The 12661-nt window shown below is 59.6% G+C and carries 11 protein-coding genes; 6 read left to right on the top strand and 5 right to left on the bottom strand.

Translation table 11 applies throughout. From position 1 onward, the window contains the following. Window positions 1–7: 7 nt before the first annotated feature. Window positions 8–763, bottom strand: coding sequence for a molybdopterin-synthase adenylyltransferase MoeB (gene moeB, locus NYE85_RS19860; RefSeq protein WP_259006468.1), 756 nt, complete (start codon window positions 761–763; stop codon window positions 8–10). A 2-nt stretch (window positions 764–765) separates the two neighbouring features. Beyond that, entirely contained in the window at window positions 766–2004 is a 1239-nt protein-coding gene (gene moeA / locus NYE85_RS19855) for a molybdopterin molybdotransferase MoeA (RefSeq protein WP_259006467.1), read from the bottom strand. Between the two features lie 191 nt (window positions 2005–2195). Between moeA and NYE85_RS19850 the strand changes: the two genes are divergently transcribed. The 6 genes from NYE85_RS19850 (at window position 2196) to gsiD (ending at window position 9286) form a co-directional block, all read left to right on the top strand. After that, window positions 2196–2732 carry a DUF924 family protein gene (locus NYE85_RS19850; protein WP_259006466.1) on the top strand — a complete coding sequence of 179 codons (537 nt, stop codon included), beginning with the start codon at window positions 2196–2198 and terminating at the stop codon, window positions 2730–2732. 248 nt (window positions 2733–2980) lie between these two features. Then, window positions 2981–3943: an isoaspartyl peptidase/L-asparaginase family protein gene (locus NYE85_RS19845; protein WP_259006465.1), complete on the top strand. Its 963-nt coding sequence runs from the start codon at window positions 2981–2983 to the stop codon at window positions 3941–3943. Window positions 3944–3962: 19 nt separating this feature from the next. Then, window positions 3963–5840, top strand: coding sequence for a dipeptide ABC transporter ATP-binding protein (locus tag NYE85_RS19840; RefSeq protein ID WP_259006464.1), 1878 nt, complete (start codon window positions 3963–3965; stop codon window positions 5838–5840). A 20-nt stretch (window positions 5841–5860) separates the two neighbouring features. Continuing rightward, complete coding sequence (gene gsiB, locus NYE85_RS19835) at window positions 5861–7393, top strand: glutathione ABC transporter substrate-binding protein GsiB (protein ID WP_259006463.1); 1533 nt, start codon at window positions 5861–5863, stop codon at window positions 7391–7393. 57 nt (window positions 7394–7450) lie between these two features. Then, entirely contained in the window at window positions 7451–8371 is a 921-nt protein-coding gene (gsiC, locus tag NYE85_RS19830) for a glutathione ABC transporter permease GsiC (protein ID WP_259006462.1), read from the top strand. 9 nt (window positions 8372–8380) lie between these two features. Then, on the top strand, window positions 8381–9286 hold the full coding sequence (gene gsiD, locus NYE85_RS19825) for a glutathione ABC transporter permease GsiD (RefSeq protein ID WP_259006461.1): 906 nt from the start codon (window positions 8381–8383) through the stop codon (window positions 9284–9286). Window positions 9287–9736: 450 nt separating this feature from the next. On the opposite strand, the gene fghA is transcribed toward gsiD, so the two are convergent. From fghA to NYE85_RS19810, 3 genes are read right to left on the bottom strand one after another with little or no spacing between them, the layout of a single operon-like run. Then, window positions 9737–10579, bottom strand: coding sequence for an S-formylglutathione hydrolase (gene fghA / locus NYE85_RS19820; protein ID WP_259006460.1), 843 nt, complete (start codon window positions 10577–10579; stop codon window positions 9737–9739). A gap of 19 nt (window positions 10580–10598) precedes the next feature. Next, window positions 10599–11723: an S-(hydroxymethyl)glutathione dehydrogenase/class III alcohol dehydrogenase gene (locus tag NYE85_RS19815; protein ID WP_259006459.1), complete on the bottom strand. Its 1125-nt coding sequence runs from the start codon at window positions 11721–11723 to the stop codon at window positions 10599–10601. A 26-nt stretch (window positions 11724–11749) separates the two neighbouring features. Then, window positions 11750–12643: a putrescine utilization regulator PtrR gene (locus tag NYE85_RS19810; RefSeq protein ID WP_198772799.1), complete on the bottom strand. Its 894-nt coding sequence runs from the start codon at window positions 12641–12643 to the stop codon at window positions 11750–11752. Window positions 12644–12661: the final 18 nt, after the last annotated feature.

Here is a 12661-nt window from a genome sequence, read left to right as displayed (position 1 = left end):
GGGATTGCTAGCTTTTTCCGCACACCTCGCATTGGGCATCCTTCGGCAGCTTCATTTCGCGAAACTGCATCGACAGCGCATCGAACATCAACAGCTTGCCAACCAGCGGACGGCCAAAATTCGCCAATAGCTTGATAGCTTCCATCGCCTGCAGCGTGCCGATGGTGCCGACCAGTGGTGCCATCACCCCGGCTTCGACGCAGCTGAGAGCATTGTCGCCGAACAGCCGGCTCAGGCAGCGGTAGCAGGGCTCGCCGGGCTGATAGGTGAACACGCTAAGCTGCCCCTCCATGCGGATTGCCGCACCGGACACCAGCGGTTTGCGCTGCGCATGACATACGCGGTTCAGCAGGTCGCGGGTCGCTACGTTGTCGCTGCAGTCCAGCACCACGTCGGCGGTGGCCACCAGCGCGGTCATCTGCCGTTCGTCCAGTTGCTGCTCCAGGGTGTCGATCTGTACATGCGGATTGATACTCCGCAGCGCCTGCTGTGCCGAGGTGACTTTGGCCATGCCGATACGGCTGTCGTTATGCAGGATCTGGCGCTGTAAATTGGACAGCGCCACGCTGTCGAAATCAACCAGCGTCAGTCGCCCTACGCCGGCCGCAGCCAGATAGGGCGCTGCGGCGCAACCCAATCCGCCGAGACCGATCACCAGCGCATGAGCGGCTTTCAGCTTTTCCTGGCCGTCAAAGTCGAAACCGCGCAGCACGATCTGGCGGTTATAGCGCAGCGCTTCGGCATCGGTTAATTCCGGCAGCATCGTCAGTTCCTCAGCAGCATATTGAACGGCTCAATCTCGACCATTTCACCCGCCGCCACCGCACCGCGATCGCGTTCGAGCACGATAAAGCAGTTGCCCTGGCTGAACGAGCTGAAGACGTGCGATCCCTGATGGCCGGTGGTGGACACCTCCAGCTCGCCGAGGGCGTTGCTGGCGAATACGCCACGTTGAAAATCGAGGCGGCCGGGCGCTTTCTTCAGCGGTGTCAGCGCACGGGCGCGCAGCCGCGGTGGCAGACGCCATTCGCTGTGGCCGGCCAGCTTGGCCAGCAGCGGCTGCACCAGCTGATAAAAGGTCAGCGCTGCGGACACCGGGTTGCCCGGCAGGCCGCAGAACCAGGCGTGCTGCAATTTGCCGAAGGCGAACGGCTTGCCCGGTTTGATGGCCAGTTTCCAGAAACCAACCTCGCCCAGTTCATCGAGCATCTGTTTGGTATAATCCGCTTCCCCCACCGAAACACCGCCGCTGCTGATCACCAGATCGGCGCGGCGATCGGCCTGTTCGAACGCTGCGCGCAGCGCAGCCCGATCGTCGCGGATAATCCCCAGGTCGATGACCTCGCAGCCCATCTGTTCCAGCATCAGCCGTACCGCAAAGCGATTGGTGTCGTAAATCTGGCCGTCTTGCAGCGGCTGGCCGACCGGTTGCAGTTCATCGCCGGTAGAAAACAGCGCGACTTTCAATTTGCGCATCACCCGTAGCTCGCTGATACCCAGGGAGGCCAGTAATGGCAGCTGTGCGGCGCCCAGCCTGACGCCGGCCGGCAGTACGCCGGCCCCCTGCTGAATATCTTCGCCCGCCAGACGCACGTTTTGCCCGGCGTGCACCACGGCGTTAAAGCGCACGCCTGCCTCGCTGACCTCAGCCTGTTCCTGCATGATCACCGCCTCGGTACCGGCGGGTACCGGTGCGCCGGTCATGATGCGTATGCAGCTGTTTGCCGGCCAGGCGTCGTTGAACGGTGCACCGGCGAACGCCTTGCCGGCGATCGGCAATGGCGCGTTGGCGTTGAGTTCGCTGATGCGCACCGCATAGCCGTCCATCGCCGAATTGGCGAACGGCGGTACGTCAATCGGTGAAATGACCGGCGTGGCGGTAATGCGCCCACAGGCGTCGTTGAGCGCGATGGATTCGGTTTCATCAAGCGGCACAACCTGGCCGAGCATGGTGTCCAGCGCCTGTTCGAGGGAGATAAGACCGGAAGTAGGGCAATGATCCATAAAGAGAACTCCGTAATCAATGTGCGCGAAAATAAGCGGCAAAGTGCGGTTATTATGGCAGATAACCCCGCGTGGGAGAATGCCGCCAACGGGGGACTCCCTGCCGCTGTTGGCGCCGGTTGCGCACGCCGCACACGCCGGTCGAGCGATTTTTGCGCTATACCATGATATCTGGACAGGGGAGAACGGCAATGCACAAACAGATAATCGACTTTTGGTTCGAGGAAATCGACCCGGTAATGTGGTTTAAAAAAGATGATGAGTTTGATCGTCAGCTGCATGGGCGATTTGCCGAAATATGGCAGGCGGCGGCGGCGGGGGAGCTGGCGCATTGGCGTGATACCATCGAAGGGCGGCTGGCGGAAATCATCGTGCTCGATCAGTTCAGTCGCAATCTGTTTCGCGGCACGCCACGTTCGTTTTCCTGCGACGGTATGGCACTGGTGCTGGCGCAGGAGGCGGTGCGCAGTGGGGAATGCGCCCGGCTCAGCGTGGAACAGCGCGGTTTTCTTTATTTGCCATTTATGCATTCGGAATCCGCGCTGGTGCATCAACAGGCGCTGGCGCTATACCGTGAACTGAATAATGGCGACCAGCTGGAATATGAATTGCGCCATAAGGCGATTATCGATCGCTTTGGTCGCTACCCGCATCGCAATGCGATATTGGGGCATACCAGCACCGCCGAAGAACAGGCATTCTTGCGCCAGCCTGGCTCGTCTTTCTGATATTAGCCGTTGACCGCTGGCGAACAACAAAATAGCCGTGGCACCGGGACAAGATTAATTAACGAGCTGTTTTTATTACTGGAAATAATATATCGCGCCAAAAAAATCTTAGGCGACGACAGGAAATTCTTGGTGCGATATTAAGCCTTTACATCGTTTGCTGTGCTAAATATAGTCAGAAAAGATTGCATAATAAATCACCGCACTTCTGTTGCGGATATAAGCGAGTGACACAGGGTGGCAGGCAAATGAGCAAACCAGTTATTGCCATTCATGGCGGCGCGGGCGCCATTACGCGCGCGGCAATGAATGCAGAAAAAGAACAACGTTATATTCAGGCGCTCTCGTCGGTGGTGGCCGCCGGGCAGCAAATACTGGCGCAGGGCGGCAGCGCGCTGGATGCGGTCACCGAAGCGGTGCGGTTATTGGAAGAGTGTCCGTTGTTCAATGCCGGCGTCGGATCGGTATTTACCCATCAGGGCACCCATGAAATGGATGCGTGCGTGATGGACGGCCGCACCCTCGATGCCGGCGCGGTAGCCGGCGTCAGCCGGGTGCGCAATCCGGTACTGGCGGCCCGCGCGGTACTGGAAAACAGCCAGCATGTGCTGTTTGCCAGCGACGGCGCGGAGAAGTTTGCCGCCACCCACGGGCTGGAGATGGTCGCGCCCGATTTCTTTTTTACCCAGGAACGTTTCGATCAACTGCATCGCGCTCAGGCGGAGCAGGGGCGGGTGTTGCTCGATCACGACGGTGCAGCGGCGTCGCAGGCCGGCGATCCGCTCGATGCCGATCGTAAATTCGGCACGGTAGGTGCGGTGGCGCTCGACGCGCTCGGCAATCTGGCGGCGGCGACCTCCACCGGCGGCATGACCAATAAGCAGGCCGGTCGGGTGGGAGATACGCCGATTATCGGCGCCGGCTGTTATGCCAATAACGCCACCGTGGCGGTATCCAGCACCGGCACCGGCGAAATCTTCATGCGCAGCGTGGCGGCTTATGACGTTTCCGCACTGATGGAATACGCCGGGCTCAGTTTGCAACAGGCCAGCGATAAAGTGGTGCAGGAAAAGCTGCTGGCGCTGGGCGGCAGCGGCGGGTTGATCGCCATCGATCGCGACGGCAACGTGGCACTACCGTTCAACAGCGAAGGCATGTACCGCGGCTTTGGCTATGTTGGTGATGCGCCTACGGTGGGTATTTACCGTTAACCGTCGGCCGGGAGGCAACATGACCGAGACTGTTCTGACGCCGGAGGCGGGCGGCGGTTTGCTGCTGCCGCCGCAGCGCGTGCTGTCGGTGCGCGATCTCAGCGTGCAATTTCAGCGTGAAGGTGAAACCGTCGACGCGGTGCGTGGGCTTAATTTTGCTGTCGATCGCGGCGAAACGCTGGCGATCGTCGGTGAATCCGGTTCTGGCAAGTCGGTGACCTCGCTGGCGCTGATGCGTTTGGTAGAGCAGGGCGGCGGGCGGCTGATCGCGGGCAGCATGGTGTTTCGTCGCCGCAACGGCGCGCTGCTCGATGTGGCGCAGGCCAGTCAGAGCACGATGCGCCGTCTGCGCGGTGCCGATATGGCGATGATCTTTCAGGAACCGATGACCTCGTTGAACCCGGTATTCCCGGTCGGTGAGCAAATTGCGGAATCCCTGCGTTTGCATCAGGCGATGGACCACCGCACTGCCCGTCGCGAAGCGCTGCAGATGCTGGATCTGGTGCGAATTCCCGACGCCGGAAACGTGCTTGGCCGCTATCCGCACCAGCTTTCCGGCGGGATGCGCCAACGGGTGATGATTGCCATGGCGCTGTCATGCAAGCCGGCGCTGCTGATCGCCGACGAGCCAACCACCGCGCTGGACGTCACCATTCAGGCGCAAATTCTGCAATTGATCCGCGTACTGCAGCAAGAGATGCAGATGGGGGTGATTTTCATTACTCACGATATGGCCGTGGTGGCGGAAATCGCCGATCGCGTACTGGTGATGAAACAGGGCGAAAAGGTGGAAGCTGGCGGCGTGCGCCCGCTATTTTCCGCGCCTCAACAACCCTATACCCAGGCGCTGCTGGCCGCGGTGCCGAAGCTCGGCGCGATGGCCGAGGCGGATTTCCCGGCTAAATTCCCACTGCCGGGTGACGAGCAGGCGGTGCAGCCGCAGGATACCGTACCACGTGACGCGCAGCCGATCCTGCGCGTCGACCGGTTGGTCACGCGTTTTGACGTACGCAGCGGCATTTTCAACCGCGTTACGCGGCGAGTGCATGCGGTGGAGAACGTCAGTTTCGACCTCTATCCCGGTGAAACGCTGGGGCTGGTGGGCGAATCCGGCTGCGGAAAATCGACCACCGGTCGCTCGCTGCTGCGGCTGGTGGAAAGCCAGCACGGCACCATTACCTTCAACGGTCAAACCATCAATCAACTACAGGGCGCGGCGTTACAGCACCTGCGGCGCGATATTCAGTTCATTTTCCAGGATCCTTATGCCTCGCTCGATCCGCGACTGACGGTGGGTTTTTCCATCATGGAGCCGCTGCTGGTGCACAACGTGGCGCGCGGCAAGGCGGCAGAGCGGCGGGTCGCCTGGCTGTTGGAGCGCGTTGGCCTGCGGCCGGAACATGCGCGCCGCTACCCGCACGAGTTTTCCGGCGGCCAGCGCCAGCGGATCTGCATCGCCCGCGCGCTGGCGCTTAATCCGAAGGTGGTGATTGCCGATGAGTCGGTGTCGGCGCTCGACGTGTCGATTCAGGCGCAGATCGTCAACCTGCTGCTGGATTTGCAGCGTGAGTTCGGCATTGCCTTTTTGTTTATTTCGCACGACATGGCGGTGGTGGAGCGCGTCAGCCACCGGGTGGCGGTGATGTACCTTGGCCAGATTGTCGAAATCGGCCCGCGTAAAGCGGTGTTTGAAAACCCGCAGCATGCCTATACCCGCAAGCTGATGGCCGCAGTGCCGGTAGCCGATCCGCGCCGCGCACACCTGCGCCAGCCGCTGCTGGTGGATGAAATACCCAGCCCGATTCGCCCTCTCGGCGATGAACCGGTGACTGCACCGCTGGTCGAGGTCGGCCCTGCGCACTTTGTCGCACGCCATCCTATCGCCGGCATCTATTAATCTTTGGGAGAACAAGCCACATGACTCAGAAACGCAGTTTATTGGCCGTTGCCGTGCTGTTGACCGTTACCGGCGCGGCGCCGGCCTGGGCAGCGAAAGATGCGGTGATCGCCGTCGCCTCCAACTTCACCACCCTCGATCCGTATGACGCCAACGACACGCTGTCGCAGGCGGTGGCAAAATCGTTTTACCAGGGGCTGTTCGGTTTTGACAAGGACATGAAACTGGTCAACGTGCTGGCCGACAGCTACCAGGCCAGCGCCGACGGCCTGAGCTACACCATCAAGTTACGATCCGCAATCAGGTTTCACGATGGCAGCGAATTCAACGCCGAGGCGGTGAAGGCCAACCTGGATCGTGCCAGCAATCCGGACAGCCACCTGAAACGCTATAACCTGTTCAAAATGATCGACAAAACCGAGGTGGTCGATCCGACCACGGTGAAGATCGTGTTGAAAGCGCCGTTCTCGGCGTTTATCAATAACCTGGCGCACCCGGCTGCCGCGATGATTTCGCCGACGGCGCTGAAGCAGTACGGCAAGGAGATCGGTTTCCACCCGGTGGGGACCGGGCCATACCAGTTCGAAACCTGGAACCAGACCGATTATGTCAAGGTGAAGAAATTTGCCGGTTACTGGCAGCCGGGGCTGCCGAAGCTTGACAGCATTACCTGGCGTCCGGTGGTTGACAACAATACCCGGGCGGCGATGCTGCAAACCGGCGAGGCGACGTTTGCCTTCCCGATCCCGTACGAGCAGGCCAAGGTGTTGCAAAAGAACGACAAACTGGCGGTGGTGACCGCGCCGTCGATCATGCAGCGCTACATCAGTATCAACGTCACCCAGAAGCCGTTTGATAACCCGAAAGTACGCCAGGCATTGAATTACGCCATTAACAAGCAGGCGTTAATCAAAGTGGCGTTTGCCGGTTACGCGGTGCCGGCGGAGGGGCCGGTGCCACCGTCGATCGATTTTGCCACCCGCTATCAAGCGTGGCCGTACGATCCGGCCAAGGCGCGTGAGTTGCTGAAACAGGCTGGCTACCCGAACGGTTTTACCACCACGCTGTGGTCTTCGCATAACCACAGTACCGCGCAAAAAGTATTGCAGTTTGCTCAGCAGCAGTTGGCGCAGGTGGGGGTAAAAGTGAAGGTTACCGCCATGGACGCCGGGCAGCGAGCGGCGCAGGTTGAAAGCGTCGGCGTCAAGGATACCGGCGTGCGCCTGTTCTATACCGGCTGGTCGGCTTCGACCGGCGAGGCCGACTGGGCGCTGTCGCCGCTGTTTGCCAGCCAGTCGGCACCGCCGAAGCTGTTCAATACCGCGTTCTACAGCAATCCGCAGGTCGATCGGGATCTTGGCGAGGCGCTGGCGACCACCGATCGAGTGAAAAAACAGCAGTTGTACAAGGATGCGCAGGATCGCATCTGGGCCGATGCGCCGTGGATCTTCCTGGCTACCGAGCGCTTGCTGTCCGCCAGCAACAAGCAGCTCAGCGGCTTTTACGTGATGCCAGATACGTCATTCAGCTTTGAAAATGCCGATCTCAAGTAAGCGCTGCGTTACCGTCCTCTCCGTGCGGGGAGGACGGCATGAGGGGTTAACCAACCGATGCTTAATTATTTTATTAAACGGCTGCTCGGGCTGATCCCGACGCTGTTGATCGTCGCGGTGCTGGTGTTCCTGTTCGTCCACCTGCTGCCGGGCGATCCGGCGCGGCTGGCGGCCGGGCCCGAGGCCGACGAGTCGGTGGTGCAGCTGGTGCGTAAAGATTTGGGGCTGGACAAACCGCTGCCGCAGCAGTTCGTGCATTTCTTTGTTAACGCGCTGCAAGGCGATTTCGGCCACTCGATGGTGTCCAAACGGCCGGTCAGCGAAGAGATCGCCAGCCGCTTTATGCCGACCTTCTGGCTGACCGTGAGCAGTATGCTCTGGGCGGTTATCATTGGCATGGCGATTGGCATGGTGTCCGCAGTGTGGCGCAATCGCTGGCCTGATCGTCTGGGCATGACCCTGGCGGTGTCCGGTATTTCGTTCCCGGCGTTTGCGCTTGGCATGCTGTTGATGCAGGTGTTCTCGGTCGAGCTCGGCTGGTTACCGACGGTGGGTGCCGATAGCTGGCAGCACTATATTTTGCCGTCGATTACCCTGGGTGCGGCGGTAGCGGCGGTGATGGCGCGTTTCACCCGGGCGTCGTTCGTGGAAGTGATGCAGGAAGACTATATGCGCACGGCGCGCGCCAAGGGCGTGCGGGAAACGGCGGTGATCGTCAAGCACGGTCTGCGTAATGCGATGATCCCGGTGATCACCATGATGGGCTTGCAGTTTGGTTTTCTGCTCGGCGGTTCGATCGTGGTGGAAAAGGTGTTCAACTGGCCCGGTCTGGGGCGCTTGCTGGTCGATTCGGTAGAAATGCGCGATTACCCGGTGATTCAGGCCGAAGTGCTGCTGTTCTCACTGGAGTTTATTCTGATTAACCTGTTGGTGGATATGCTGTATGCGGCGATCAACCCGGCAATACGTTACAAATGAGGGCGTGGCATGATTAATTGGCGACGTAATGCCGCAATGACCACGCTGCCGGTGCTAAATCCGCAGGCGGTACGTACGCCGTGGCATGAGTTCTGGCGGCGTTTTCGCCAGCAGCGGGTGGCGGTGATAGCGGCGCTGTTTGTGCTGTTGCTGGCGGCCGCGGCGGTGTTCGCACCGTGGCTGGTGCCGTACGATGCGGAAAACTACTTCGATTATGACCGGCTGAATGAGGGGCCGTCGCTGGTGCACTGGCTGGGGGTCGACTCGCTTGGGCGTGACATTTTCAGTCGGGTGCTGATGGGTACGCGCATTTCGCTGACCGCCGGGGTGTTTTCGGTGCTGGTTGGCGGTGTGATTGGTACGCTGCTGGGACTGTTGGCCGGCTACTATGAAGGCTGGTGGGACCGGGTCGTCATGCGTATCAGTGACGTACTATTTGCCTTTCCCGGTATTTTGCTGGCGATCGGCGTAGTGGCGGTAATGGGCAGCGGTATGGCGAACGTTATCGTTGCGGTGGCGATCTTCAGCATTCCGGCGTTTGCCCGACTGGTGCGCGGCAATACTCTGGTATTGAAGCATTTAACCTACATCGAGTCGGCGCGTAGCATTGGCGCCTCCGACTGGACCATTATCATGCGCCATATCTTGCCGGGCACCATTTCGTCAATTGTGGTGTATTTCACCATGCGGATCGGTACCTCGATCATTACTGCCGCCAGCCTGTCGTTTCTCGGGCTGGGGGCGCAGCCACCAACGCCGGAGTGGGGCGCAATGCTCAACGAAGCGCGTGCGGATATGGTGATCGCACCGCATGTGGCGATCTTCCCGAGTCTGGCGATCTTCCTTACCGTATTGGCGTTTAATTTACTGGGAGACGGGTTGCGCGATGCGCTGGATCCAAAATTGAAGGGCTAATGGTGATAATTCACGGGCATCAGCGATAAGCGTGCCGGCTGGGGCATTGGCGACAGGGAGATGACGAGTTATGTATGATAATGCCATCAGAGCTTTTTCCGGCATTAGCCTGATCCTGACTATGTCCATTATTCATGCATCTCCTATAACGTTTTCCATTGGCGAAAAATTATCTCGACGCGTTGATTGTGGTGCTGGTTTTTCTTGGTGTTAACAGCGCCTGTTTATCGCTTGTCGATTTTTATCGTTGGTATTCAGGCGTTTCACCGCAGTAAGCCGCGTTTGTGGCGGATGAGCGTAGCTTTTTCCTTGGCACCATTAGATAAATTAAGATACAGGGTGACGGGCGCTGGGGTTACTGAGGTTAGGCAACTGGGTTAAGCGATGGAAATTGCCGCTATCGGTAATAAGTGCTTGCGACCATCCTTATCGCAAGCAGCGGTCTGGCTATCAGCGGAACAGATGTTCTGCGTGAAAGCGCAGGTGATCCTCGACAAAGGTCGCGATGGTAAAGTAGCTGTGGTCGTAACCCGGCTGTATGCGCAGCGTCAGCGGCCAGTCGCGCTGGCGTGCCAGCTCGGCCAGCTTCGCCGGTTGCAGCTGATCGGCCAGGAACTGATCGTCATCGCCCTGATCGACCAGCACCGGCATTTTTTCTGCGCCGCTGGCCAGCAGGTGACAGCTATCGTATTGCAACCACTGACTTTCGTCGTCGCCGAGATAGGCGCTAAAGGCTCTGCGCCCCCAGGGCACCTGACACGGGTTGACAATCGGCGCAAATGCCGACACCGAGCGATAACGCTGCGGATTGCGCAACGCCATCACCAGGGCACCATGGCCGCCCATTGAGTGGCCAAAGATCGACTGGCGGTCACTGACGCTGAAATGCTGATTAATCAGCGCCGGTAGCTCGTCGCTGATGTAGTCATACATGCGGAAGTGCCGATCCCACGGTGCCTGCGTGGCGTTGAGATAAAACCCCGCTCCCTGGCCGAGATCGTAGCCTTCGTCATCCGGTACCTCATCGCCGCGCGGGCTGGTATCGGCCATCACCAGCACCAGCCCGAGTTCGGCTGCGATGCGCTGTGCGCCGGCCTTCAGCGTGAAGTTCTCGTCGTTGCAGGTCAGCCCGGACAGCCAGTACAGTACCGGCGGCGGATTATCATCACGCGGTGGCGGCAGGTAGATGCTGAACGTCATATTGCAGTTCAGGCTTTGCGCCGCGTGGCGGTAGCGCTGTTGCCAGCCGCCGAACATGCGATGCTCTTCGAGAAGTTCAAGTGACGTATTCATACCGGATTTGCCTCCCTGCTTATTTATCGAAATGAATTACGGAACGAATCGATTTGCCTTCATGCATTAAATCGAATGCTTGGTTAATCTGCTCCAGACCCATGGTGTGGGTGATAAAGTCGTTCAGGGCGAACTCGCCGTCGAGATAGCGCTGAACAATGCCCGGCAGCTGTGAGCGGCCCTTGACGCCACCAAAGGCGGAACCGCGCCAGACGCGGCCGGTTACCAACTGGAACGGGCGGGTAGAGATCTCTTCGCCGGCGCCGGCGACGCCGATGATCACCGACTCACCCCAACCCTTGTGACAGCATTCCAACGCCGAGCGCATCACGTTAACGTTGCCGATGCACTCAAAAGAGAAATCCACGCCGCCATCGGTCAGCTCGACGATAACCTCTTGAATCGGTTTGTCGTAGTCCTGCGGATTGATCAGATCGGTGGCACCCAGTTTGCGCGCCAGATCGAATTTACTGGTGTTGATATCGATGCCGATAATACGACCCGCACCGGCCATTTGCGCGCCAATGATCGCCGACAGACCGATACCCCCCAGTCCGAAAATCGCTACCGTATCACCGGGTTGCACTTTGGCGGTATTGATGACCGCCCCCATGCCGGTGGTGACGCCACAGCCGAGCAGACAGACTTCTTCCAGCGGCGCTTCTTTGCTGATTTTCGCCAGCGAGATTTCCGGTACGACGGTGTATTCGGAGAAGGTGGAGGTGCCCATATAGTGGAAGATCGGTTGACCGTCCTTGAAGAAGCGGGTGGTGCCATCTGGCATCAGGCCTTTGCCCTGGGTAGAGCGGATCGCCTGACACAGGTTGGTCTTGCCGGATTTGCAGAACTTGCATTCGCCGCATTCCGGGGTGTACAGCGGAATGACGTGATCGCCGACTGCGACGCTGGTGACACCTTCACCAACCGCTTCCACCACACCGCCGCCTTCATGGCCGAGGATCGCCGGGAAAACGCCTTCCGGATCTTTGCCCGAGAGGGTATAGGCATCGGTATGACATACCCCGCTGGCGACGATGCGCACCAGCACTTCACCTTTTTGCGGCGGCATCAGATCGACTTCCTCGATCTTCAACGGCTGGTTGGGGCCCCAGGCGACGGCGGCGCGGGTTTTGATCATTTCCATTACATTCTCCTCAGTGGTATGGATTTTTAAGCGAGTTCGCTGTGTGCGACGGCTGGGGTTTCAGCCTGTTCTATAATCAGTTGTTTCAAGGCGCGTACGTTGGGGCCGAAGGCGTCACGACGCCACAGCAGCCAGGTGGCGGTTTCGGCGATGTCGGGCGGCAAAGGGTGGATGCTGACCCGTTCATGCCCCGGCAATAGCGTCAGCACCGAATGGGGGATCATCGCCAGCCCGGAACCGCTGGCGACGCAGGCCAGCATGGCGTGATAGGACTGGATTTCCATAATCTGACCGGGCAAGGCGCCATCGCGCTTGAACCACGACTCCAGCCGCAGTCGATAGGAACAGCTGGGGCGGAAGGCAAACAGCGTTTCGCCCTTGGCGTCCTGCGCACTGTGGATAGGCGCATGATCAAGGCAGGAGATCGCCACCATGCGTTCCTCGAAGGCCACACAGCCGTTCAGTTCGTCGTGCTGCAGCGGACCATCGACCAGCGCCGCCGCCAGCGTACCGGCGCGCACGCGTTCGGTGATTTCGCCGGAGGTGCCGGTGATCAACGACAGGGAAACTCGAGGGAAACGCTGGTGATAGGCTGCCAGCAGGGTAGGCAGACGCGTCGCGGCGGTGCTTTCCATCGAGCCGAGCGCGAAGTTTCCCGCCGGTTCGCCGGCGTGGGTGATGCTCATCGCCTCTTCGCTCAGCGCCAGAATGCGGTTGGCGTAACACAGAAAATTATGGCCCATCGGCGAAAGGCGCAGGCGCTGTTTTTCGCGGATAAACAGATCGGCGCCCAGCTCGTGCTCGAGCTGGCGTAGACGGGTGGTCAAGTTCGACGGTACCCGATGCAGCTGCTCGGCGGCACGTGCGACGGAGCCGGTTTCGGCGACGCTGCAAAACATGCGAAGCTGGGTCAGATCCATTATCTTCTCTTTTTGTGA

This window comes from Serratia sp. AKBS12 (assembly GCF_024793895.1).
Classification (GTDB): domain Bacteria; phylum Pseudomonadota; class Gammaproteobacteria; order Enterobacterales; family Enterobacteriaceae; genus Serratia_F.
The sequence above is the reverse complement of the archived record's forward strand: the minus strand, read 5'-3'. Positions and strand labels throughout refer to the sequence as shown.